Source organism: Gibbsiella greigii (assembly GCF_039540155.1).
Classification (GTDB): domain Bacteria; phylum Pseudomonadota; class Gammaproteobacteria; order Enterobacterales; family Enterobacteriaceae; genus Gibbsiella; species Gibbsiella quercinecans.
The window spans coordinates 72,635-97,188 of record NZ_BAABEM010000020.1 but is presented as its reverse complement, the minus strand read 5'-3'; the positions used below and the strand labels follow the sequence as shown (position 1 = coordinate 97,188).

Annotated in this window: 23 protein-coding genes; 14 read left to right on the top strand and 9 right to left on the bottom strand. The window is 58.9% G+C overall.

Annotated features, from left to right (window positions below; translation table 11 throughout):
* Positions 1-12: 12 nt before the first annotated feature.
* Positions 13-753: a uroporphyrinogen-III synthase gene (gene hemD, locus AC559G_RS13465; RefSeq protein WP_498912862.1), complete on the bottom strand. Its 741-nt coding sequence runs from the start codon at positions 751-753 to the stop codon at positions 13-15.
* Positions 750-1,691: a hydroxymethylbilane synthase gene (gene hemC, locus AC559G_RS13460; RefSeq protein WP_498912861.1), complete on the bottom strand. Its 942-nt coding sequence runs from the start codon at positions 1,689-1,691 to the stop codon at positions 750-752. The genes hemD and hemC overlap by 4 nt, the downstream gene beginning before the upstream one ends.
* Before the next feature lie 304 nt (positions 1,692-1,995).
* Here hemC and AC559G_RS13455 point away from each other — a divergent pair, with 304 nt between their 5' ends.
* Entirely contained in the window at positions 1,996-4,554 is a 2,559-nt protein-coding gene (locus AC559G_RS13455) for a class I adenylate cyclase (RefSeq protein ID WP_279028136.1), read from the top strand.
* 10 nt (positions 4,555-4,564) lie between these two features.
* On the opposite strand, the gene cyaY is transcribed toward AC559G_RS13455, so the two are convergent.
* Positions 4,565-4,885 carry an iron donor protein CyaY gene (cyaY, locus tag AC559G_RS13450; protein WP_498912860.1) on the bottom strand — a complete coding sequence of 107 codons (321 nt, stop codon included), beginning with the start codon at positions 4,883-4,885 and terminating at the stop codon, positions 4,565-4,567.
* Positions 4,886-4,963: 78 nt separating this feature from the next.
* Between cyaY and lptM the strand changes: the two genes are divergently transcribed.
* The 6 genes from lptM (at position 4,964) to uvrD (ending at position 10,668) form a co-directional block, all read left to right on the top strand.
* Entirely contained in the window at positions 4,964-5,161 is a 198-nt protein-coding gene (lptM, locus tag AC559G_RS13445) for an LPS translocon maturation chaperone LptM (protein WP_423783684.1), read from the top strand.
* 117 nt (positions 5,162-5,278) lie between these two features.
* Entirely contained in the window at positions 5,279-6,103 is an 825-nt protein-coding gene (gene dapF, locus AC559G_RS13440; RefSeq protein ID WP_095846363.1) for a diaminopimelate epimerase, read from the top strand.
* On the top strand, positions 6,100-6,804 hold the full coding sequence (locus AC559G_RS13435) for a DUF484 domain-containing protein (protein WP_498912859.1): 705 nt from the start codon (positions 6,100-6,102) through the stop codon (positions 6,802-6,804). Before dapF ends, AC559G_RS13435 begins: the two co-directional genes overlap by 4 nt.
* Positions 6,801-7,712, top strand: coding sequence for a tyrosine recombinase XerC (gene xerC, locus AC559G_RS13430; protein WP_438597591.1), 912 nt, complete (start codon positions 6,801-6,803; stop codon positions 7,710-7,712). Before AC559G_RS13435 ends, xerC begins: the two co-directional genes overlap by 4 nt.
* Complete coding sequence (yigB, locus tag AC559G_RS13425; RefSeq protein WP_498912858.1) at positions 7,712-8,428, top strand: HAD family hydrolase; 717 nt, start codon at positions 7,712-7,714, stop codon at positions 8,426-8,428. Before xerC ends, yigB begins: the two co-directional genes overlap by 1 nt.
* A 77-nt stretch (positions 8,429-8,505) precedes the next feature.
* Positions 8,506-10,668, top strand: a complete 2,163-nt coding sequence (gene uvrD / locus AC559G_RS13420; protein ID WP_438597589.1) for a DNA helicase II — start codon at positions 8,506-8,508, stop codon at positions 10,666-10,668.
* A 29-nt stretch (positions 10,669-10,697) separates the two neighbouring features.
* Here uvrD and AC559G_RS13415 read toward each other — a convergent pair whose 3' ends face one another.
* A complete protein-coding gene (locus AC559G_RS13415) occupies positions 10,698-11,171 on the bottom strand; it encodes a WbuC family cupin fold metalloprotein (RefSeq protein ID WP_438597588.1) in 474 nt (157 codons plus the stop codon).
* Between the two features lie 594 nt (positions 11,172-11,765).
* Between AC559G_RS13415 and corA the strand changes: the two genes are divergently transcribed.
* On the top strand, positions 11,766-12,716 hold the full coding sequence (gene corA / locus AC559G_RS13410; protein WP_121552792.1) for a magnesium/cobalt transporter CorA: 951 nt from the start codon (positions 11,766-11,768) through the stop codon (positions 12,714-12,716).
* Between the two features lie 95 nt (positions 12,717-12,811).
* A complete protein-coding gene (locus tag AC559G_RS13405) occupies positions 12,812-13,891 on the top strand; it encodes an AbrB family transcriptional regulator (RefSeq protein WP_498912857.1) in 1,080 nt (359 codons plus the stop codon).
* Positions 13,892-13,941: 50 nt separating this feature from the next.
* On the opposite strand, the gene rarD is transcribed toward AC559G_RS13405, so the two are convergent.
* Both rarD and AC559G_RS13395 read right to left on the bottom strand, forming a co-directional pair.
* Positions 13,942-14,826 carry an EamA family transporter RarD gene (gene rarD / locus AC559G_RS13400; protein WP_438598642.1) on the bottom strand — a complete coding sequence of 295 codons (885 nt, stop codon included), beginning with the start codon at positions 14,824-14,826 and terminating at the stop codon, positions 13,942-13,944.
* Between the two features lie 83 nt (positions 14,827-14,909).
* Positions 14,910-15,389 carry a thioesterase family protein gene (locus tag AC559G_RS13395; protein WP_498912856.1) on the bottom strand — a complete coding sequence of 160 codons (480 nt, stop codon included), beginning with the start codon at positions 15,387-15,389 and terminating at the stop codon, positions 14,910-14,912.
* Positions 15,390-15,576: 187 nt separating this feature from the next.
* Between AC559G_RS13395 and pldA the strand changes: the two genes are divergently transcribed.
* The 3 genes from pldA to rhtC all read left to right on the top strand — a co-directional run bounded on the left by pldA (position 15,577) and on the right by rhtC (position 19,009).
* Positions 15,577-16,452 carry a phospholipase A gene (gene pldA, locus AC559G_RS13390; protein WP_438598640.1) on the top strand — a complete coding sequence of 292 codons (876 nt, stop codon included), beginning with the start codon at positions 15,577-15,579 and terminating at the stop codon, positions 16,450-16,452.
* Positions 16,453-16,537: 85 nt separating this feature from the next.
* A complete protein-coding gene (gene recQ / locus AC559G_RS13385) occupies positions 16,538-18,367 on the top strand; it encodes an ATP-dependent DNA helicase RecQ (protein WP_498912855.1) in 1,830 nt (609 codons plus the stop codon).
* A gap of 12 nt (positions 18,368-18,379) precedes the next feature.
* Entirely contained in the window at positions 18,380-19,009 is a 630-nt protein-coding gene (rhtC, locus tag AC559G_RS13380; protein WP_498912854.1) for a threonine export protein RhtC, read from the top strand.
* Positions 19,010-19,051: 42 nt separating this feature from the next.
* Here rhtC and rhtB read toward each other — a convergent pair whose 3' ends face one another.
* On the bottom strand, positions 19,052-19,672 hold the full coding sequence (rhtB, locus tag AC559G_RS13375; RefSeq protein ID WP_095846351.1) for a homoserine/homoserine lactone efflux protein: 621 nt from the start codon (positions 19,670-19,672) through the stop codon (positions 19,052-19,054).
* Positions 19,673-20,003: 331 nt separating this feature from the next.
* Here rhtB and pldB point away from each other — a divergent pair, with 331 nt between their 5' ends.
* Together pldB and yigL are read left to right on the top strand one after the other, a co-directional pair.
* Positions 20,004-21,044 carry a lysophospholipase L2 gene (pldB, locus tag AC559G_RS13370; protein ID WP_498912853.1) on the top strand — a complete coding sequence of 347 codons (1,041 nt, stop codon included), beginning with the start codon at positions 20,004-20,006 and terminating at the stop codon, positions 21,042-21,044.
* An 11-nt stretch (positions 21,045-21,055) separates the two neighbouring features.
* The gene (gene yigL, locus AC559G_RS13365; protein WP_438598636.1) at positions 21,056-21,856 is read left to right on the top strand and encodes a sugar/pyridoxal phosphate phosphatase YigL; all 801 of its coding nucleotides are present in this window, start codon (positions 21,056-21,058) and stop codon (positions 21,854-21,856) included.
* A 77-nt stretch (positions 21,857-21,933) separates the two neighbouring features.
* On the opposite strand, the gene glpQ is transcribed toward yigL, so the two are convergent.
* Both glpQ and glpT read right to left on the bottom strand, forming a co-directional pair.
* The gene (gene glpQ, locus AC559G_RS13360) at positions 21,934-23,034 is read right to left on the bottom strand and encodes a glycerophosphoryl diester phosphodiesterase (protein ID WP_498912852.1); all 1,101 of its coding nucleotides are present in this window, start codon (positions 23,032-23,034) and stop codon (positions 21,934-21,936) included.
* A 75-nt stretch (positions 23,035-23,109) separates the two neighbouring features.
* Positions 23,110-24,462, bottom strand: coding sequence for a glycerol-3-phosphate transporter (gene glpT, locus AC559G_RS13355; protein WP_121525842.1), 1,353 nt, complete (start codon positions 24,460-24,462; stop codon positions 23,110-23,112).
* Positions 24,463-24,554: the final 92 nt, after the last annotated feature.

Sequence of the window (24,554 nt, the reverse complement as noted above, 5' to 3'; positions counted from 1 at the left end):
CCATAGTCAGGTTTATTGTAGCGCGCGTATTAGCGCGTCATTATCGGCGTTATCAGCTACCCGAACTGCGCTCCATCCCAATGCCTGGGCGAGGGTAGCCAAGCGTTCGCTGACGACCACCAGGCGGCACTGCAAAAGCCATGTCGAACGGTAGTAGTCAGGAACTAAAGTGTGAAGCTGTTTTAACATTTCGCCGCTAGTCACTACCAGCGTATTGACACCGGCCCGCTGCCAGTGAGCGCTTTGCTCTGCGCCGTCGTAATGCACCGGGCTGCGTTGATAACATTCATAATAGCTTACGGCGGCGCCGCGTTCACTCAGCGTGTTGCCGAGCAGCGCCCGCCCGCCGTTGCCGCGCAGGATAACCGCCCGGCGGTTTGACAGCGCCTGCAGCGCCGGCATTAGCAGCAGCGTTTCGCTGGTTTCCCGCTCGCGCGGGTAATCTACCGGCTGGCTGCTGACGCGGTGCAGCGCCAATGCGGTGGTGCGGCCTATAGCATAATAGGCCAGGTGCGCCGGCCATTGAAGCCCGGCGCGGCGAATAACGGCGTTGGCATAGCTGACCGCGTGCTGCGACAGCGTGAATACCAGATCGCCAGGGTTCAATTGCTGCAGCGCCTGCGGCAGCCTGGGCAGATCGCCCCCGGGGGCGAAATCAATCAACGGCGCATGATAGGCAACCCGGCCAAGCGCGCGCAGGCGGCTCACCAATTGCTCCCCTGCCGGGGATGGGCGGGTCACCAGGATGGTCATGCGGGGGGCTGCCCTTGATAAACGTCGCGCAGGATTTCACGCGCGCCCTTGGCCAACAGCTCTTCCGCCAGCGCAATGCCCATCTGTTCCGCCAGCGCCACCGGGCCGCGGCGTTCGCCACGTATTATCTGCTTGCCATCCGGCGAACCGACCAGCGCGCGCAGCCATAGCGTGCCGTTGGCCAGCTCGGCGTAGCTGGCGATAGGCACTTGGCAACCGCCTTCAAGCCGGGTGTTCATGGCTCTCTCTGCCTGTACGCGGGCCTGCGTTTCACTGTGGTTAAGCGGGGCCAGCAGCGCACGGGTGATATCATCGTCGAGCCGGCATTCAATGCCGACCGCGCCCTGGCCGACGGCCGGCAGGGAGATTTCGGCGCTTAGCGGGCAGCGGATACGCTGTTCCTGGCCCAGGCGTTTCAACCCGGCCGCCGCCAGAATAATGGCGTCGTAATCGCCGTTGTCCAGTTTCGCCAGACGGGTGCCGACGTTACCGCGCAGATCGCGCACCACCAGATCCGGCCGGTAATGGCGCAGCTGGCACTGGCGGCGCAGGCTCGAGGTGCCCACGCAACTGCCCTGGGGCAGGGCGTCCAGGGTGGCGAAATGGTTGGAGACAAACGCATCGCGCGGATCGTCGCGTTCACAAATCGTCACCAGCCCCAGCCCCGCCGGGAACGCGACGGGCACGTCTTTCATGGAATGCACGGCGATGTCCGCGCGGTTTTCCAGCAACGCCAGCTCAAGCTCTTTGACAAACAGGCCCTTACCGCCCACTTTTGCCAGCGGCGTATCCAGGATAATGTCGCCGCGCGTGACCATTGGCACCAGCTCAACCTGCAGGCCAGGGTGGTTGGCCATCAGGCGCTGTTGCACATATTGTGCTTGCCAGAGCGCAAGAGGGCTTTGTCGGGTGGCAATTCTAATAATTCTGTCTAACATTGCTGGTTACCGCTCCTTTTATTCTTTGCCCATCCTACCACCGAGAGGGAAAGCTGTCAGTGTAAGAAGCCATAGGCACAGAAAGGGTAATGGAATCAATGGGCGGCATGAAAAGGTGGGGCGCTGGCAGGCGTGGGCGCGGGTTAGACTCACGATTGTGTCGCGTTACCTCCTTTACGGTCAATCAGCAAGGTGTTAGATTGATCACGTTTCCAGCAATAAGTCGTCAATTATTCTTCTAAACTTACGACGCTGGCAAAAAATACGGTTTTTTCCAAACACCGGGATAATCAGGCGAGACGTCTTGTACCTCTACATCGAGACACTGAAACAAAGGCAAGATGCGATCAACCAACTGCGTATCGATCGCGCTCTGGCGGCCATGAAACCCGCTTTTCAACGGGTCTATAGTCTGCTGCCGGCCTTATTGCATTTCCACCATCCACTGATGCCGGGCTACCTGAATGGTAACGTTCCCCATGGCATCTGTCTTTACACGCCTGATGAAAACCAACAACAATACCTGGATGATTTAGAAGAGAAATGGGGCAGCGCCTTAGCCGCGCAGGCCAGCGGTGAACTGCCGATTACCGGCATTTACTCGATGGGCAGCACCTCATCGATCGGCCAAAGCAGCCGGTCGGATCTCGACATCTGGGTGTGCCACCAGTCCTGGCTTGATGGCGAAGAGCGCAACCGTTTGCAGCAGAAATGCGGTCTGCTGGAAAAATGGGCGGCGTCGATGGGGGTGGAAGTCAGCTTCTTCCTGATCGACGAGAACCGCTTCCGCCATAACGAAAGCGGCAGCCTGGGCGGCGAAGACTGCGGCTCCACCCAACATATTCTGTTGCTGGATGAATTTTACCGCACCGCGGTGCGCCTGGCCGGTAAACGTATTCTGTGGAACATGGTGCCCGGCGAAGAAGAAGCCCACTACGACGAATATGTGCTGTCGCTGTACGCGCAAGGCGCGCTGACGCCCAATGAGTGGCTGGATCTCGGCGGCCTGAGCACCCTGTCGGCGGAAGAATACTTCGGCGCCAGCCTGTGGCAGCTGTATAAAAGCATCGACTCGCCGTACAAGGCGGTGTTGAAGACCCTGTTGCTGGAAGCCTACTCCTGGGAATACCCCAATACGCAACTGCTGGCGATGGACATCAAGCAGCGCCTGCATGCAGGCGATATCGTCTGTTTTGGGCTGGATGCCTACTGTATGATGTTGGAACGGGTGACCCACTACCTGACCGAAATCAACGATACGACCCGCCTTGATCTTGCCCGCCGCTGTTTTTATCTGAAAGTCTGTGAAAAGCTCTCCCAATCCAACAGCAAAGCGTGCGTCGGCTGGCGGCGTGAAATCCTGAGCCAACTGGTCAGCGCCTGGGGCTGGGATGAAGAGCGCCTGGCGATTCTGGATAACCGCGCTAACTGGAAGATCGAACGGGTGCGCGAAGCGCATAACGAATTGCTTGATGCGATGATGCAAAGCTACCGCAACTTGATTCGCTTTGCCCGCCGTAACAACCTTAGCATCAGCGCCAGCCCGCAGGATATCGGGGTGCTGACCCGTAAACTGTACGCCGCTTTTGAGGCGCTGCCCGGCAAAGTGACGCTGGTGAACCCGCAGATATCGCCGGATCTTTCCGAACGCGATCTGACCTTCATCCACGTGCCGATCGGCCGTGCCAACCGCACCGGCTGGTATCTGTACAACCAGGCGCCGGCCATGAGCACCATCGTCAGCCATCAGCCGCTGGAATATAACCGCTACCTAAACAAGCTGGTGGCCTGGGCCTACTTCAACGGCCTGCTGACGCCGAGCACCCGTCTGCATATCAAGAGCGGCAACCTGTGCGATATCGCCAAGCTGCAAGAACTGGTATCCGATGTGTCGCACCACTTCCCGCTGCGCCTGCCGGCCCCGTCGCCGAAGGCGTTGTACAGCCCGTGTGAAATTCGCCATCTGGCGATTATCGTCAACCTGGAACACGATCCGACCGCGGCGTTCCGCAATCAGGTGGTGCATTTTGATTTCCGCAAGCTGGATGTGTTCAGCTTCGGCCAGCAGCAACAGTGCCTGGTGGGCAGTATCGATCTGCTGTACCGCAACTCGTGGAATGAGGTGCGTACCCTGCATTTCAGCGGCGAGCAATCGGTGCTGGAAGCGCTGAAAACCATTTTGGGCAAGATGCACCAGGACGCCGCGCCGCCGGAGTCGGTGGAAGTATTCTGCTACAGCCAGCATTTGCGCGGGCTGATCCGCACCCGTATCCAGCAGCTGGTTTCCGAATGCATTGAGCTGCGTTTGTCCAGTACCCGCCTGGAGCCGGGCCGTTTCAAAGCGGTGCGCGTGGCGGGGCAAACCTGGGGGCTGTTCTTTGAGCGGCTAAGCGTGTCGGTGCAGAAGCTGGAAAACGCCATTGAGTTTTACGGCGCCATTTCCAACAACAAGCTGCACGGGTTGTCGATCAAGGTGGAAACCGATCAGGTGCACCTGCCGCCGGTGGTGGACGGTTTTGCCAGCGAAGGGATCATCCAGTTCTTTTTTGAAGACACCACGGACGACAAGGGCTTCAATATTTATATTCTGGATGAGTCTAACCGGGTTGAGGTTTACCACCACTGCGAAGGCAGCAAAGAAGAGCTGGTGCGCGACGTGAGCCGTTTCTATTCCTCATCCCACGATCGCTTTACCTACGGCTCCAGCTTCATCAATTTCAATCTGCCGCAGTTTTACCAGATTGTGCAGCTCGACGGCGGCACGCAGGTGATCCCGTTCCGCAGCAATACCCTGTCGAACCTGTGTCTCACCGTGCCCGAAGGGGCGCCGCTGTCAATGAAACAGCATTTCCAGCTCTACTGAGCGCCGGCGGTTAGCCGAAGCGGATGTTTTCCCCCGCCTGGGCGCTGGCCGCTTCGCTGAGCAACGTATAAAACGGTTGCTCGCTGCGATCGCATAACCAATCGCCGCCTCGGTAGTTGAAGTGGTAGCCGTCCGTTTTGGTCGCCAGCCAGATCTGGTGCAGCGGCTCCTGGCGGTTAATGATAATTTTGCTGCCGTTCTCAAAGCTTAGCGTCATGACGCCGCCGTTGGTTTCGTAATCGATGTCGGCTTCCCCAACAAAATCGTCCAGAGCTTGCTCAATATTCAGCATCAGTTGGTCGGCCAACTGGTGAAACTCGCTGTCGTTCATATTCGATTCCTATTGCTTTTCATGATCCACCTGCGATTATAGAGAGCTTAGACGCATGAATTACAGGCATTAATGCAAATGAAAAAACAACTACGCTATGCGCTGATGGCAGTTCTGCTTGCCGGGCTCTCTGGCTGTGGCCTGAAAGGCCCGCTCTACTTCCCACCTGCCGAACAGAAAGCGGCTTCCAAGCCGGTGCAAACGGGTGAGCAAACGCAGAAAAACCAGCAAGATGCATCTGGTACACAGCAAAATTCGTCAATGAGCAACCCGTAATGTGTGAACGCGGTGGCAGTTTGACCGCGTTCAATCCCCTGGCAACCCCGCGGCAGACGATGTGCTTGCCGGGGGAAGGGGATAGACGGATAGCTCGTCCAGATAGCGGAGTATGATATGCAGTTCTCCAAAATGCACGGCCTGGGCAACGACTTTATGGTGGTCGATGCTGTTACACAGAATGTCTATTTTTCCCCTGAGCTGATCCGGCGCCTGTCCGATCGGCATTTGGGCGTGGGTTTTGATCAACTGTTGATCGTTGAACCGCCTTACGATCCAGAACTTGATTTCCACTACCGCATCTTCAATGCCGATGGCAGCGAAGTGGCGCAGTGCGGCAATGGCGCCCGCTGTTTCGCCCGTTTTGTGCGGCTGAAAGGGCTGACCAACAAACGCGACATTCGCGTCAGTACCCAGACCGGGCGCATGGTGCTGAGCGTGACCGATGACGAATTGGTCTGCGTCAACATGGGCGAACCGAATTTTGATCCCCAGGCGGTGCCGTTCCGCGCGGTAAAAGCAGAGAAAACCTACATTATGCGCGCGGCGGAACACACGGTGCTGTGCGGCGTGGTTTCCATGGGCAACCCGCATTGTGTTTTGCAGGTGGATGATGTACAAACCGCCAAGGTAGAGTTGCTTGGGCCGGTGTTGGAAAACCATGAGCGTTTCCCGGAGCGGGCAAACATTGGCTTTATGCAGGTGGTCAGCCGTGAGCACATCAAGCTGCGCGTTTTCGAGCGCGGCGCCGGCGAGACGCAGGCCTGCGGCAGCGGCGCCTGTGCGGCCGTGGCCATTGGCATTCAGCAGGAATTGCTGTCAGAAGAAGTACATGTCGAATTGCCGGGCGGCAGCCTGCATATTCGCTGGAAGGGGCCGGGCAGCCCGCTGTTTATGACGGGCCCGGCAACCCATGTCTATGACGGATTTATTCACTTATGAAGAGCGTTGAAGACCAGGCCGTCACAGGCGTTGAGCTTGATGATGACGCCATCATGCAGTATCTGTTGCAGAACCCGGATTTTTTTATCCGTAATGCGCGCCAGGTTGAACAAATGCGCGTTCCTCACCCGGTGCGCGGCACCGTGTCGCTGGTGGAATGGCACCTGGCGCGGCAGCGCAACCATATCACCCAGTTGGAAGAGGAAATCACGCTGCTGATGGAGCAGGCCAGCGCTAACGAAGCGCTGTTCGCACAACTGCTGCATCTGCAGGCCGAACTGGCCACGGCCGAATGCCTGCAGGATATGCTGAACCGCCTGCAGCGTTGGGCGCGCAGTCTGGGCCTGGCCGGCGCCAATATTCGCCTGTTTAACGATCGCTGGAACATTGGCGCCCCTTCCGATTTTACCCACCTTGGCCTGTCGCGTTCGGCATTTGAGCCCCTGCGCATTCAGCGCCTGGGGGACGATCACCACTTTCTTGGCAGCCTGAATGGGCCGGAGCTGTTGCTGTTGTTGCCGCAGGCGCGCCAGGTCGGCTCGGTCGCCCTGTCGTTGATGGGGGCAGACGGCGATTTGGGCATGGTGATCTTCAGCAGCCGCGATGTGCACCACTACCAACCCGGCATGGGCACTGTGATGCTCGACCAATTGGCGCGTATGCTGCCAGAGCTGCTGGAACGCTGGATCGAGCGGTTATGATCCCTTCAAGCGGCGGCCTGCAGCAACCGGTGGACGCGTTTTTGCGTTACCTGAAGGTTGAACGCCAGCTTAGCCCGTTGACCTGTCTTAGTTATTCCCGCCAGCTACAAGCGCTGATCGCGCTGGCCGAGGCGCTCGGCATCACCCAGTGGCCGCAGCTAGACGCCGCCGGCGTGCGCCAACTGGCCGCCCGCAGCAAACGTGCCGGCCTGCACGCTTCCAGTTTGGCGTTGCGCCTGTCGGCGCTGCGCAGCTTTCTGGATTGGCAGGTGGGCCAGGGCGCGTTGCAGGCCAACCCGGCCAAGGGTATCCGCACGCCGCGCAGCGGCCGCCATCTGCCGAAAAATATCGACGTGGACGAAATGCACCAACTGCTGGAGATCGATCTTAACGATCCGCTGGCCGTGCGCGATCGCGCGATGTTGGAAGTGATGTACGGCGCCGGGCTGCGTCTTTCGGAGCTGGTGGGGCTGAACTGCCGCCATGTCGATCTGGCGGCCGGCGAAGTGTGGGTGTTGGGCAAGGGCAGTAAGGAGCGCAAGCTGCCGATCGGCCGCACGGCGGTTACCTGGCTGGAGCACTGGCTGGCGCTGCGCGATCTGTTCGCGCCGGAAGATGACGCGATGTTCCTGTCCAATCAGGGGAAACGCATCTCGGCGCGCAATGTGCAAAAGCGCTTTGCCGAGTGGGGGGTAAAACAGGGGGTGAACAGCCATATCCACCCGCACAAGCTGCGCCACTCGTTTGCCACGCATATGCTGGAATCCAGCGGCGATCTGCGCGCGGTGCAGGAGCTGCTGGGCCACGCCAACCTGAGCACCACGCAAATTTATACCCATCTTGACTTTCAACACCTGGCAAATGTGTATGACGCCGCCCACCCACGCGCCAAACGGGGGAAATCCTGATGCGTTTCTACCGGCCCTTGCGCCCGCTTTCAGCGTTGACGTTCGATCTGGACGACACGCTGTATGATAACCGCCCGGTGATCAAGCTGACCGAGCAGCAGTCGGTCGCCTTTTTGCAGCGCTACCATCCGGGGCTGCGTGATTTTCAGGCGGCGGACTTTCACCGCCTGCGCCAAGAGCTGCGCCAGCAGGAGCCGGAGATCTACCACGACGTCACCGAATGGCGTTGGCGAGCCGTCCACCTGGCGCTGCGCCGGCAAGGGGTGAGCGAGGCCGCCGCGGCAAGCGGCGCCGATGCCGCGATGCACGATTTCGCGCACTGGCGCAGCCAGATTGATGTGCCGCAGGCGACCCATGACACTCTGCTGGCGCTGGGCGAACGCTACCCGCTGGTGGCGATCACCAACGGCAATGCCGATCCGGCCGCGTGCGGGCTGGCGGGCTATTTCCAATTCGTTTTGCGTTCCGGCCCCGATGGCCGTTCAAAACCCTATCACGACATGTACCACCAGGCCGCCCATCGGCTCGGCGTGGCGCCCCGGCACATTTTGCACGTGGGCGACGATCTGACCACGGACGTGGCCGGCGCGCTGCGTTCCGGCCTGCAGGCCTGCTGGATCAACGATCGTCAGCGCAGCCTGATGCAGGAGGATGACAGCCGGCTGCTGCCACATATTGAGATTTCGCAGTTGGCATCGCTGACAGCGTTGTTATAATCCTAGCCATAACTCTGTATAAATTCCCAGTGAAAACGTGCGGGCCGCGCGTTTTCCTTTACCAATTAATGGTGCCTATGGACGTTTCCGATCTGCTCGACAGCATGAATGATAAACAACGCGAAGCCGTGGCGGCGCCACGCAGCAACCTGTTGGTGCTGGCTGGTGCGGGCAGCGGGAAAACCCGGGTGCTGGTGCACCGCATCGCTTGGCTGCTGGCGGTGGAGAACTGTTCTCCGTATTCCATCATGGCGGTGACGTTCACCAACAAGGCGGCGGCGGAAATGCGCCACCGCATTGAGCACCTGATCGGCACCAGCCAGGGCGGGATGTGGATTGGCACCTTCCACGGCTTGGCCCACCGCCTGCTGCGCGCCCACCATATGGACGCCAACCTGCCGCAGGATTTCCAAATCCTCGACAGCGAAGATCAACTGCGGCTGCTCAAGCGCATTATCCGCGCGCTGAACATCGACGAGAAACAGTGGCCGCCGCGCCAGGCCATGTGGTACATCAACGGTAAAAAAGACGATGGCCTGCGCCCGCAGCATATTGAAAGCTACGGCAACCCGGTCGAGGCCACCTGGCTGCGCATTTACCAGGCCTATCAGGAGGCCTGCGATCGCGCCGGGCTGGTGGATTTCGCCGAGCTGCTGCTGCGTGCCCACGAGCTGTGGCTAAACAAGCCGCAGATCCTCAACCACTACCGTGAACGCTTCACTAACATTCTGGTGGATGAGTTTCAGGATACCAACCGCATCCAGTATGCCTGGATCCGCCTGTTGGCAGGCGATCGCGCCAATGTGATGATCGTCGGCGATGACGATCAGTCAATCTATGGCTGGCGCGGGGCGCAGGTGGAAAACATCCAGCGCTTCCTGAAGGACTTCCCGGCGGCGGAGACCATCCGTCTGGAGCAGAACTACCGTTCGACCAGCAATATCCTGAAGGCCGCCAACACACTGATCGCCAACAACGACGGTCGCATGGGGAAAAACCTGTGGACCGAAGGGGCCGAGGGCGAACCGATCTCTATCTATTGCGCCTTCAACGAGCTGGATGAGGCGCGCTTTGTGGTCAACCGGATTAAAACCTGGCAGGACAACGGCGGGGCGCTGAATGACTGCGCCATTTTGTACCGCAGCAACGCCCAGTCACGCGTGCTGGAAGAGGCGCTGTTGCAAAGTGCGATGCCGTACCGTATTTACGGCGGCATGCGCTTCTTCGAACGCCAGGAAATCAAAGACGCGCTGGCCTACCTGCGCCTGATTGCCAACCGCAACGACGATGCGGCGTTTGAGCGCGTGGTCAACACGCCGACGCGCGGCATCGGCGATCGCACGCTGGATGTGGTGCGCCAGGCGGCGCGCGATCGGCAACTGACGCTGTGGCAGGCTACCCGTGCGCTGCTGCAGGATAAGGCGTTGGCGGGGCGCGCGGCGTCCTCGTTGCAGCGCTTTGTCGAACTGGTGGATGCGCTGGCATATGAAACCGCCGAAATGCCGCTGCACGTGCAGACCGACCGGGTAATCCGCGATTCCGGCCTGTTTGTGATGTATGAACAGGAAAAGGGCGAAAAAGGCCAGGCGCGTATCGAAAACCTGGAAGAGCTGGTCACGGCGACGCGCCAGTACAGCTACCAGGATGAAGATCAGGATCTGTTGCCGCTGCAGGCCTTTTTGTCCCATGCCGCGCTGGAAGCGGGGGAAGGGCAGGCCGACGCTTATCAGGACGCGGTGCAACTGATGACGCTGCACTCGGCAAAAGGGCTGGAATTCCCTCAGGTGTTCATCGTCGGCATGGAAGAGGGCATGTTCCCCAGCCAGATGTCGCTGGATGAGGGCGGGCGGCTGGAGGAAGAGCGCCGGCTGGCCTACGTTGGCCTGACGCGGGCGATGCAGAAATTAACGCTGACCTATGCGGAAACCCGCCGGCTGTACGGTAAGGAAGCCTACCATCGCCCTTCGCGCTTTATCGGCGAACTGCCGGAAGAGTGCGTCGAGGAAGTTCGTCTGCGCGCCAGCGTCTCACGCCCGGTGAGCCACCGCCGCATGGGGACGCCGATCAGCGAAAACGACAGCGGCTATAAGCTCGGCCAGCGTGTGCGCCACCCGAAATTCGGCGAAGGCACCATCGTTAATCTGGAAGGCAGCGGCGAACACTGTCGGCTGCAGATCGCCTTCCAGGGGGAAGGGATCAAATGGCTGGTGGCGGCCTACGCCAAGCTGGAAACCCAGTAACCGTGCGCCCCGGCGCTGACCGGGGCGTTTCAATGGGGGTAGCGATCGCCCGGTTGTGCGGTGGCGTACCAGCGCAGCACCGCTTCGATGCCCGCGCTCCCTTCCGCCGGGGCCCAGGCCATGCAGTCTTCCGCCGCTAACGGTTGGTAAGGCCCCTGTTTCACTTCAAAAAGCGCACCGCCGTGATCGACCGCCAGCACGGTGTGCCACGCCAAAGCCGGCAACTCCAGCACTTTGATCTCATCCCCCAGCAGGGTGCGGCTGGTAACGGTGCCGCCGTCGTCAAATTGCAGCACCACAAAGCGCCCGCACAGCGGTGCCAGCAGCTCCCAGGTTTGCGGGTGGCGGTGCGGCCGGACGTAGGTGCCGGGCTCCATGGCGATGATCATCCGTTGTACCGGTTCACTCTGCGTATCGTGCAACAGGCGGTGCGTGCGCAGCCGCGGCTGCAGGGCGGCCTGTTCGCTCAGGGCAGCCAGATCGTGGTTGCTGATTTGTTTCATGAAAATCATCCGCAAACGTGGGTCACCGTCTAAGCTTAGCAACATTTCATTCTGCGCCCGCGGTAATTTTTTCCGCGCTGTGTGTTTGTGCAACGCTCTGCTTTTTTAGCGCCCATCCCATTAGGGCTATTTTACTTGCCATTTTGATCCGGGGCAGTGCTCAAAATCCTCACGTACTTCGTGTACGCTCCGGTTTTTGCGCGCTGTCCGTGTCCAAACTGGCTGCGACAATAATGCCTACTGGGATAGGCACTTATTATGCTGCCATCCTGATGAAATGTTGCGCAATTATCCGGCATGATGTGTTGACAGGCTTTTTCATCTCGGCGTAACATGCGCGCACCATTATTATCAATGAGGACATTCGCCTTGGACGCACCCAGTAGATACTGGCTCACTGACCTGGACAACAACAGGTACAACTTCTAAGGCTATCCTCTGCTGCTGATAGCCTTCGTGGTTGTCAGCGACCTCATAATGCGTCGCTATGAGCCGGATCTCTTCATGGTCTGGAACACGCGGTGATGCAGAATCCCCCCCTGTTTCCGTGCTTCAATGCGTTGTTAACCTCTCACCATTAGGGAGTTTTGGCACATGCTGAGCGCTTTTACACTGAACAACAGCCGCTTGTCCCGCCTGGAACTGGATGATGCCGACGATCTCACCACTTCGGTATGGGTTGATCTGGTTGAACCGGAAGATGGCGAGCGCGAGCGCGTGCAAAGTGAGCTGGGCCAGAGCCTGGCGACTCGCCCGGAGCTGGACGACATCGAAGCATCCGCGCGCTTTTTCGAAGATGAAGACGGCCTGCATATTCACTCATTCTTCTACTTTGAGGATGCGGACGACCACGCCGGCAACGCCACCGTGGCGTTCACGATTCGCGACGGCCGTTTGTACACCCTGCGTGAGCGCGAATTGCCGGCTTTTCGCCTGTACCGCATGCGCGCCCGCAATCAGATGATGGTTGACGGCAATGCCTATGAGCTGCTGCTGGATCTGTTTGAAACCAAGATCGAACAGTTGGCGGATGAGATTGAAAACATCTACAGCGATCTGGAGAAGCTTAGCCGCGTGATCATGGAAGGCCACCAGGGCGACGAATACGATGAAGCACTGTCCACGCTGGCGGAACTGGAAGATATCGGCTGGAAGGTGCGCCTGTGCCTGATGGATACCCAGCGCGCGCTCAACTTCCTGGTGCGCAAGGCGCGCCTGCCAACTGGCCAACTGGAGCAGGCGCGTGAGGTGCTGCGCGATATCGAATCGCTGTTGCCGCACAATGAATCGTTGTTCCAGAAAGTGAACTTCCTGATGCAGGCGGCGATGGGGTTTATCAACATCGAACAGAACCGCATTATCAAGATCTTCTCGGTGGTGTCGGTGGTGTTCCTGCCGCCTACGCTGGTGGCTTCCAGCTATGGCATGAACTTCGAATTCATGCCGGAGTTGAAATGGTCGTTTGGCTACCCCGGCGCCATTGGGCTGATGATCCTGGCCGGCCTTGCTCCTTACCTGTATTTCAAGCGTAAAAACTGGCTGTGAGTGCAATCGGGGTGAGCTGGCTTCGTTAGCCTGCTAGCTAAATAAAGAGTAGAATGCAATCCCCGATATAATTTGCCGGTAAGGCGCACGTTTTGATGGCAAGTCTACCCCGCACGTTACAATGGCTGATCCTGCTGCTGGCTTCGCTGGTGCTGGGGTTCGGCCTGCAGTTTTATCATATCCCGGCGGCCCTGTTGCTGGGGCCGATGATTGTCGGCGTGGCGATGGGGCTGCTCGGCGCGTCGGTGCGGATCCATAAATCGTTGTTTGTCGCCGCGCAGGCGATTCTGGGCTGCATGATCGCGCAAACGCTGTCCCCCTCCATTCTGACGCCGTTGCTGGACGATTGGGCGCTGGTGTTGCTGGTACTGGCCGCCACGTTGCTGGCCAGCGCCGTTTCCGGTTGGTGCCTGGTGCGTTTTAGCGATCTGCCCGGCCCTACCGGCGCCTGGGGCTCGTCGCCGGGCGGGGCCTCGGCGATGGTCGCTATGGCCGGCGATTTCGGCGCTGATGTGCGCCTGGTGGCGTTTATGCAATATCTGCGCGTGCTGTTTGTCGCCACTGCGGCAGCGGCGGTGGCGCGTATCGGTCTGGGTGATGAAGCCGGCCATGGCGCCGCCACGTTGGAGTGGTTCCCTGCGCTGGACTGGCGCTTTATCGCCACGCTGGCTATTGCTGCTGCCGGCGCCTGGCTGGGGCCGCGGTTGCGCATCCCTTCCGGGGCCTTGCTGCTGCCGATGATCATTGGTGCGGGGCTGCATGCCAGCGGCACGCTGACCTTACAAGTGCCTGAATGGCTGCTGGCGTTGGCCTATACCCTGATTGGCTGGAGCGTGGGGCTGCGTTTTACCCGGCCGGTCTTCCTGTTGGCGCTGCGCACGTTGCCGCAGATGGTGGTATCCATTGTTGCGCTGATGGCGCTTTGCGGCGCGCTGGCCTGGATGCTGACCTTCTTTCTGCCGGTGGATATCATGACGGCGTATCTGGCCACCAGCCCCGGTGGGCTGGATACCGTGGCGATCATCGCGGCGGGGAGCCGGGTGGATATGTCGTTTGTGATGGCGCTGCAGACCTTACGGCTGTTTACTATCCTGCTCACCGGCCCGGCGCTGGCGCGTTTTATTACCCGGCATTCGCCAACGCTGGCGCAGAGCACGTCAGGTAAAAACGTGTGATCCCGCCTGGCGGCGGACCTCATTGATCCGCTTTCGCCAGGCCGGGCCACTCACCGCTTGCGCTGGGTATAAACCGCATCCAGCGTAAATAAAATCAACGCCGCCCAAATGCAGCCGAAGGTCAGCAACTTATCTTGGCCAACCTGCTCGCCGTAGAACGTCACCGCCAACAGAAACATCAGCGTTGGGCCCAGATACTGGAAAAAGCCAAGCGTCGATAAGCGCAAGCGGGTCGCCGCCGCGGTGAAAAACAGCAGCGGCACGGTAGTCACGATCCCGGCGGCCACCAGCAGCAAATTCAGCGACCAGGGGTTGGCGCTCAGATGGCTGGTCGGGCTGTCGGCGATCAGGAACAGATAAATCGCGGCCACGGGCAGCAGCCACAGCGTTTCGATCAGCATCCCGGTTTGCGCATCCACGCCAACTTTTTTGCGCAACAGGCCATAGAAGGCAAAGCTGAACGCCAGCCCCAGGCCGATAATCGGCAGGGAGCCGAACTGCCACAGTTGGATCAGCACCCCGGCGAACGCCAGCGCTACCGCCAGCCACTGCATACGGCGAAAGCGCTCACCAAGAAACAGCATGCCCAGCAGCACGTTGACCAGCGGGTTGATAAAGTAGCCCAGGCTGGCTTCCAGCATGTGGTGGTTATTGACCGCCCAAATGAACAGCAGCCAGTTGCCGCCCACCAGCAGCGCGGTCACCGCCAGCAACAGCAGGCGCCAGGGGTGTTGGCAGGTGGCGCGCACCTGCGGCCAGTGGCGGCCGACGGAAATCAACACCAGCAAAAAGAAGAATGACCAGATCACCCGGTGGGTAAGAATTTCCCCGGCGGGCACCTGTTGGATCAGTTTGAAGTAGACCGGGGCAATACCCCAAATAAAATAGGCGGCCAGGGCGAAGATGATGCCTTGCCGCGTTTGTTGTGCATCCATTGCGTAGCTCTGATGGGAAACGTCGTAACCGCCAAGTGTACTGAAGTTGGCAGGCGGTGTCGCACATTCAATCGCGCAGGGGCTCAGCCGACCAGATAAGTGGCGGTGGCGCTGGCGATATGCAGGTTATCGTGGTTATGCAGCTCCACGCGGGCAACCGACACCTTATTCCCGCTGCGCAGCACCTGCGCGCGGGCGATAAAATGCTGGCCGCGGCCGGGGCGCAAATAATCGACGCGCAGATCGATGGTGCCCATGCGTGCCAGCCGGAATGTCAGCTCTTCTTCCGTCAGCGGCAGCAAGCGTAGCAACGCGCTGCTTACGCAGGCCAGGCCAGCGGCCACGTCCAGCACCGCGGCGATGGCGCCCCCGTGCAGGATGCCCTGCGCCGCATTCCCCACCAGCTTGGGCTGGTTGGCAAAGTGCAGCTCCACGCCGTCGTCGCTGAAATGGTGCAGTTCCAGGCCGAGCTCCTGGTTGAACGGCATGTGGTAGACAAAAATTTCGCCGATCTTTTGGCGGGCGGCTTCCAGGGTGATCGAAGGTTTTGGCGTCATGTCCATTTCTCTGGCGCTGGGCGTAGCGCAGGCCGTCGGTGAATTGTTAAATATTGGTTTATTTTATGGTTGTTTTTCGTTGCTTTCCAGACTAATCCAATAAACGCGTATTGAACTGCGGTAAACTGCTCCGGGCGTGTAAAATGGCGGCTTGAATTTCAGGGCTGTGTTTATTTTTTGAGTGAGGAAAGCTATGCGCATTTTGTCAGGGCTTATGATGGTGCTGGCGCTGATGCCGGCACTGGCACAGGCGGAAGAAACCAAGCAGGCCGTGCAGGATAAACCGGCAGTGCGCGGCAGTATTATCGCCAATCTGCTGCAAACATATGATACGCCGTTTGTTCTTTACCCCTATGAAACCAACTATATTCTTTACACCGACAGCAGCGATATCAATAAAGAAGCGATCAGCACCTATAACTGGTCGAAAAATGCGCGTAAAGACGAAGTAAAATACCAGCTCAGCTTGGCGTTCCCGCTGTGGCGCGGCATTGCGGGCGATAATTCCTTGCTCAGCGCGTCTTATACCCAGCGCTCCTGGTGGCAGCTTTCCAACACCGGCGAGTCTTCACCATTTCGCGAAACCGATTATGAGCCGCAGATTTTCCTCGGTTGGGCGACCGACTATACCGTCGGCGGCTGGACGTTGCGCGATGTGGAAGTCGGCCTTAATCACCAGTCGAACGGCCGCTCGGAGCCGACCTCCCGCAGTTGGAACCGTGCCTATGCGCGCTTTATGGCGCAGAACGGCAACTGGCAGGTGGATATCAAGCCCTGGCTGCGCATCCCGGAAAGCGCAAGCAGCGATGACAACCCGGATATCACCAAATACATGGGCTATTACCGCCTGAAAGTGGGCTACGCCTGGGGCGATAGCGTATTCAGCGCCGAAGGGCACTATAACTGGAACAGCGGTTATGGCGGCGCGGAGCTGGGTTGGAGCTATCCGATCACTCGCCACGTGCGTTTTTACACCCAAGTGTTCAGCGGCTATGGCGAATCGTTGATTGATTATAACTTCCGGCAGACACGGGTTGGCGTTGGTGTCATGCTTAACGATATTATGTAACCTTGCCGCCGCCTTCGGGCGGCGTGATACATCCCTGCGTTTCCAACCTGGAGCCGCGCGGGTACAGCAAATAATGGGGAAGTGAGTGTCTACCGCAGCAGTGATAAACAGAGAGTTGCTGGCAGAGCAGGTATTGCGCGATACTTTTGGTTACCAGCAGTTCCGGCCGGGCCAGCAAGAGATTATCAATACGGCGATCGCCGGGCGTGACTGCCTGGTGGTGATGCCGACCGGCGGCGGTAAATCGTTGTGCTACCAGATCCCGGCGCTGGTGATGGATGGCCTGACGCTGGTGGTCTCTCCCCTGATCTCCCTGATGAAAGACCAGGTGGATCAACTGCTGGCCTATGGCGTATCGGCGGCCTGCTACAACTCGACGCAGACCCGCGAGCAGCAACTGGCAGTGATGGCCGGCTGCCGCAGCGGCGAGGTGAAAATGCTGTACATCGCGCCAGAACGCTTGATGATGGACAGCTTCCTGGAATTGTTGGATCGCTGCCAGCCGGCGCTGCTGGCGGTGGATGAAGCGCACTGTATCTCGCAGTGGGGGCACGATTTCCGCCCGGAATATCGTGCGCTCGGCCAACTGAAACAGCGCTATCCTTCGATGCCGGTGATCGCCCTGACTGCTACGGCCGATGAGGCCACGCGCGGCGATATTGTGCGCCTGCTGGCGTTGCAGGATCCGTTGATTCAGGTCAGCAGCTTCGACCGGCCGAATATCCGTTACACGCTGGTTGAGAAGTTCAAACCGCTCGATCAGCTCTGGCGCTTTGTGCAGGATCAGCGCGGCAAAAGCGGCATCATTTACTGCAACAGCCGCGCCAAGGTGGAAGATACCGCCGCGCGCCTGCAAAGCCGCGGCCTGAGCGTGGCGGCCTACCATGCCGGGCTGGACAACGAACGCCGTGCGCAGGTGCAGGAAGCGTTCCAGCGTGACGATCTGCAGGTGGTGGTCGCGACCGTGGCCTTCGGCATGGGCATCAATAAACCCAACGTGCGTTTTGTGGTGCATTTCGACATCCCGCGCAACATCGAATCCTACTATCAGGAAACCGGCCGTGCCGGGCGCGACGGCCTGCCGGCGGAAGCCATCCTGTTGTACGATCCGGCCGATATGGCCTGGCTGCGCCGCTGCCTGGAAGAAAAGCCGGCTGGGCAGCAGTTGGATATCGAGCGCCACAAGCTCAATGCGATGGGCGCCTTTGCGGAAGCGCAAACCTGCCGGCGCCTGGTGTTGCTTAACTACTTCGGCGAAGGCCGGCAGCAAGCCTGCGGCAACTGCGATATTTGCCTGGATCCGCCCAAACGTTACGACGGGCTGGAAGACGCGCGCAAAGCGCTATCGGCCATCGGCCGGGTGGGGCAACGCTTTGGTATCGGCTATGTGGTTGAGGTGTTGCGCGGCGCCAATAACCAGCGCATCCGCGAATTCGGCCATGACAAGCTGCCGATCTACGGCCTGGGCCGCGATAAAACCACCGAACACTGGACCAGCGTGCTGCGCCAACTGATTCATCTGGGCTTTATCACGCAGAACATCGCCATGCACTCGGCGCTGCAACTGACCGAAGCCGCCCGCCCGGTATTGCGCGGCGAGGTGGCGTTGCAGCTGGCGGTGCCGCGTATCCAAAGCTTGAAGCCGCGCAGCAGCGCCAATCAGAAATCCTACGGCGGCAACTACGATCGCAAGCTGTTCGCCAAGTTGCGTAAGCTGCGCAAGTCGATCGCCGACGAAGAGAATATCCCGCCTTACGTGGTGTTCAACGACGCCACGCTGCTGGAAATGGCGGAGCAGATGCCGACCCGCGCTAGCGAGCTGCTGAGCGTGAACGGCGTCGGCCAGCGCAAGCTGGAGCGGTTTGGTACCCCGTTTATGGCCATGATCCGCGATCATCTTGCGGATGACGAATAAGGATAACTCACGATGCTAATGCTGTTTTTTACCGTCGCCCTGGTGCATTTTATTGCGCTGATGAGTCCCGGGCCGGACTTCTTTTTTGTTTCGCAAACCGCGGCCAGCCGCTCACGCCGGGAAGCGATGATGGGCGTGGCCGGTATCTCGCTTGGCATCGTGGTGTGGGCGGGCGTGGCGCTGATGGGCCTGAACCTGATCCTGCAAAAAATGGCCTGGCTGCACCAGATCATTATGGTGGGCGGGGGCACTTACCTGTGCTGGATGGGGTGGCAACTGTTGCGTTCAGCCCGTGCGCAGCACCGCCAACCGTTAGCCGCGCCGGCGGAAGTGAAAGTGGCGTTGCCAAAAGCCGGGCGCAGTTTTCTGCGTGGCCTGCTGACCAACCTGTCCAACCCAAAGGCGGTGATTTATTTCGGCAGCGTGTTTTCGCTGTTCGTCGGCGATAACGTGGGCGCCGGCGCACGGTGGGGGTTATTTCTGCTGATTGTGGCGGAAACGTTTATCTGGTTCAGCCTGGTGGCGGTGGTGTTTGCGCTGCCGGCCATGCGCCGCGGTTACCAGCGCCTGGCTAAGTGGATTGACGGGCTGGCGGGGGTGCTGTTCACCGGCTTTGGCCTGCACCTGATCTTTACCCGTTAAGCTTCCGGCCCGGGTTGCGCCCGGGCGTTCACCCACGCGTTATCACGCCTTTCTGGCCGTCGCCAGCAGCCCTGCCACCAGAATAAACAGCGAACCGAAAATCCGGTTGAGCAGCCGCATTTGGCGCGGCGTTTTCAGCCAGCCGGCAATACGTTTGGCCAGCGTGGCGTAACCGATCATCACAATAATATCCACCACGACCGTGGTGACGCCCAGCACGACATACTGCTCGGTTTGGGGTTGATGCGGCACGATGAACTGCGGGAACAGCGCGGCCAGGAACACGATGCTTTTCGGGTTGGTGAGGTTGACCAGCACCGCTCGGCGGAACAGACGGCGGCGTGGCATATGGCCGGCCAGCGTGTGCAGATCCAATGCGCCGGCGGCGCGCCACTGCTGAATCCCCAGCCATACCAGGTAGGCGGCGCCCAACCATTTCAGGATCTCAAACGCCAGCAGCGATTGCGATACCAACGCGCCCAGGCCGATGCCGACCAGCACGATATGAATCGCCAGGCCGACCTGTAAACCGGCGATCGATGCCGCTGCGCCGCGGTAACCGTGGCTGATACCCGTGCTCATGGTATTGATGGCGCCGGAGCCTGGTGAAAGGCTAAGGATAAGGGTTGTCAGCAGATAGGTTAACCACCAGTCAAAGGTCATTGTGTGCTCCCTGTGCGCACCGATTTGTGCCAAAATACTACGCTATACCCGTCATACTTCAAGTTGCAGGTGTGTTGGCTGCGCTCAGTCACCCGAATCACTTACCTGAGTAAGCTCATCGGGATGCCTTCCCTTGCCGCCTTCCTGCAACTCGAATTATTTAGGGTATATACCCGCCATACTTCAAGTTGCAGATGCGTCGGCTGCGGGGGTTATGGCAACGGCGCTCTGGCGGCATTCATTTGCCACCTTTCGGTAACATTATCGCCTATCGGGTATAGTATGATTTCTTGTGCCAGCGGTCACATTTGTTACACAGGGAAAGGCACCGATGACCTCGTTTACATTCAACACCGATGACTGGTTAACGCGCGAAACACAGTTTGCCGCGTTCGCCACCGGGCCGTTGTTGGACTTTTGGCACCAGCGTGAAGAAGGTGAGTTTACCGGCGTTGACGGCGTGCCTATTCGCTACGTGCGCTTTTGCTCTATGCGCCATCATCGGGTGGTGGTGGTCAGCCCCGGCCGTATCGAAAGCTACGTGAAATACCCTGAGGTGGCTTACGATCTGTTCCATCGTGGCTTTGACGTGATGATTATCGATCACCGTGGCCAGGGGCGCTCTGGGCGGTTGCTGGCCGATTCGCACCGTGGCCATGTGGTAAACTTCACCGACTACGTCGATGATTTTGAAAATTTTTACTTGAAGCAGGTGGCGCCGCGCGGTTATCGGCAGTGTTATGCGCTGGCCCATTCGATGGGCGGGGCGATACTAGCACTGTTTCTGGCACGCCGGCCCAGTGCCTTTGACGCCGCCGCACTGTGCGCGCCAATGTTTGGCATCCACTTGCCGATGCCGGGCTGGGTGGCAGGCCAGATCCTCAACTGGGCGGAAAGGCACCCGCCGATGCGCGATTACTACGCGGTGGGCACCGGCCAGTGGCGGCCGCTGCCGTACGTGGTCAACATGCTGACCCACAGCCGCGAGCGTTATCGCCGCAATCTGCGTTATTACGCCGATTACCCGGAACTGCGGGTCGGTGGGCCAACCTATCACTGGGTGCGGGAGAGTATCTGGGCCGGGCATCAGGTGATAGCCATGGCGGCGAAAATAACCACGCCGCTTTTATTATTACAGGCCAGTGAGGATCGGGTTGTCGATAACCACGCTCATTTGGCTTTTTGTCAGGCAATGTCAGACGCGGGGCACCCTTGTAAAGGAGGCAAACCGCGGGTTATCAAAGGTGCACGCCATGAGATCCTGTTTGAGCGGGACGAGATGCGCGCCGAAGCATTGAACGTAATCCTGCGCTTCTTTGCTCAACACCCATTCAGCGGCGCCCGCGCCGCCGATAATTCCATCAGAGGTTAGAACGTATCGCTATGTATCATGTCGTTGCATCCGATTTAGATGGCACGCTGCTATCGCCCGACCACACGCTGACGCCGTTTGCCAAAGAAACGTTGAGGTTGCTGACGCAGCGCGGCGTACATTTTGTTTTCGCCACTGGGCGCCATCACGTTGACGTTTCGCAGATCCGCGATAACCTCGAAATCAGCGCTTTTATGATCACCTCCAACGGCGCACGGGTGCATAACACGGCGGGCGATCTGATCTTCAGCCACGATCTGGACGCGGACATTGCGCGCGATCTCTACGGCATTGTGCATAACAATCCGCATATCACCACCAACGTTTACCGTAACGACGATTGGTACATTGACCGCGAAAGCCCGGAGCAGAAGGAATTCTTCCAGGAGTCGATCTTCAAATATCACCTGTTTGAACCGGCTCTGCTGGACACCGACGGCGTGTGCAAGGTGTATTTCACCTGTGACGATCACGAAAAGCTATTGCCGTTGGAAGACGCTATCAACGCCCGCTGGGGCGATCGGGTTAATGTCAGCTTCTCATTCCCCACTTGCCTGGAAGTGATGGCCGGCGGCGTCTCGAAAGGGCGGGCATTGGATGAAGTGGCGAAAATCATGGGCTATACGCTCAAAGATTGCATCGCCTTCGGCGACGGAATGAACGATCTGGAAATGCTGTCGATGGCCGGCAAAGGCTGCATCATGCGCGATGCCCACCAGCGCCTAAAGAACAAGCTGCCCCAGCTCGACGTGATTGGCTCTAACGTGGATGACGCCGTGCCGCACTATCTGCGCAAGATGTTCCTGTCTTAAGCGGTTATCACCGGGGCGTGATGTTTGCGCCCCTGGCTTTTCCAGCCCGCTTCATGCTTGCACTTTAATGAAACGGTTTACTGATCCATCACCGCCGCGGATTTACGCTGCCCCTGTTTTTGCAGGAACTGCACGGCTTTGTCCGGGAAATCGGTGAACACGCCATCAGCGCCGGCCCGGTTATAGATTACGTCAAACAGTTGGGTGACGTTGGTGACGTATTTCGGCAGCGCGTCGGCGCGGATGGTGAACGGGTGCACCTGCAGCCGGCTGGCATGCGCCTCTTTCGTCATCGTCGTCAGCACCACCTTGCCCGGCTGTGATTGGTCAGCGGCGACCAGCATATGGTAATCCGGCCCGATGCCGTCGGCGTATTGGGCAATTTGTTTCATCGCCCCTGGTTTGAACATCCAGTCGTAGTCATAGTTGACCCACTTGCCGTCCGGCTGCTGTTGGTAAGTTTCATGCCAGTCGGTATAGGCGATCAGCTGTATCAGCTTCAAGTCCATCCCCATGGCGGGTTCCAGCGTGTTCTTGATGCGTTTCAATTCGTTGGCGTCAAAGCATTGCAGGTAGACGTTGTCGTTTTTGCCGGTATAGCCATACTGCTTCAGCACCGCTAACACCTTGCTGGAAATATCTTTGCCTTCCTGCCGGTGGAACCACGGCGCTTTGATTTCCGGGTAGATACCGATATTTTTGCCGGTGGAGTGGTTCAGGCCCTGAACAAACTCGATTTCTTCCTGGAAAGTATGCACACGGAAGCTCGACTTGCCCATCGGGAAGCGGCCGGGGTAGCTTTGTACCGCTTTGCCGTCCTTGATGGTGAACCCTTCGGTGAACGCCAGCGATTTGATCTCCGCCAGGGTGAAATCGATGGCGTAATAGCGGCCGTCTTTACGCATGCGATCCGGGAAGCGTTGCGCCACGTCGGTTACGCGATCCAGATAGTGATCGTGCAGCACCACCAGCTCGTCATCCTTGGTCATCACCAGATCTTGTTCAAGGAAATCGGCGCCTTGCGCATAGGCCATTGCCTTGGCCGACAGGGTATGTTCCGGCAGATAACCGCTGGCGCCGCGATGGGCAATCACCAGCTTATCGGCGGCGTAGGCCGTGCTGTTCATTGCGGCGGCGAATAAAATGCCTGCCAATAAGGTATTGATCTGAGTCCGCATGTTCTTCTCCATAAGTGCACAGGGAATAAAAAGGCCGCAATGCGGCCTGTAAAGGTTACTGCGGCTATATGACAGTTAGCCGCGTTTGTTGGCCAGCGCGGCGTGGTGCTTCTTCTCGCTTAGCATGGTCAGCAGCAGCAGGATAACCGCCAGCATGCTGCCGCCGATCATCACCATAAAGCCGCCGTCCCAGCCGAAGAAATCCACTGTGTAGCCGACGATGGCGCTGGCGGCCACCGAACCGCCCAGGTAGCCGAACAGGCCGGTGAAGCCCGCCGCCGTGCCGGCGGCTTTCTTCGGCGCCAGCTCCAGAGCGTGCAGGCCGATCAGCATGACCGGGCCGTAAATCAGGAAGCCGATAACCAACATACACATCATATCCACCGTCGGGTTGCCGGGTGGGTTCAGCCAGAACACGATGGTGGCGATGGTCACCAGCGTCATGAAGAACACGCCGGTGGCGCCGCGGTTGCCTTTGAACACTTTGTCCGACATCCAGCCGCACAGCAACGTGCCGGGAATACCGGCATATTCGTACAGGAAGTAAGCCCAGGATGATTTATCCAGCGCGAAGTGCTTCACCTCTTTCAGATAGGTCGGCGACCAGTCCAGCACGCCGTAGCGCAGCAGATAGACAAACACGTTGGCGACGGCGATGTACCACAGCAGTTTGTTTGGCAGTACGTACTGCATGAAGATCTGTTTTGCGGTCAGCTCCTGTTCCGCTTCTTCGCTGTAATCGCTCGGGTAGTCGTTTTTGTATTCTTCAATCGGCGGCAGGCCGCAGGATTGCGGGGTATCGCGCATCAGGCCAAAGGCGATCAGCGCGACCAGAACTGCGCCGAAGGCCGGCATATACAGCGCCGCATGCCAGTCGTTGAACCAGGCCATCCCCAGCAGGAACAGCAGCGGCGGCAGGCCGCCGCCCACGTTATGAGCGCAGTTCCACACCGAAACGATGCTGCCGCGTTCTTTTTGCGACCACCAGTGCACCATGGTACGGCCGCACGGAGGCCACCCCATGCCCTGGAACCAGCCGCACAGGAACAGCAGCACAAACATGACGGCGATACTGGAAGTCGCCCAGGGCACAAAACCCATAAACAGCATCACCGCCGCCGCCAGGATCAGCCCGGCGGGCAGGAACACGCGCGGGTTGGAACGATCGGATACCGAACCCATGATAAATTTGGAAAACCCATAGGCGATGGAAATGCCGGACAGCGCAAAGCCCAGATCGCCACGGCTAAAGCCTTGATCGATCAGGTATGGCATCGCCAGGGTAAAGTTTTTACGCACCAGATAGTAAGCGGCATAGCCGAAGAAAATTCCCATAAAAATCTGCCAGCGCAGTTTGCGGTAGAGCGGGTCCACCTGTTCTGCCGGCACACGGGCGGTGTGGGCTGCGGGCTTGAAAATACTCAACATTCTTGCCTCCGATGGCTTGTATTGTTTATGTCATCAACCGTTCGTTGTGAGGGATAGAGGTCGCGTTATCAGGATCATGTTTCATCACCGGC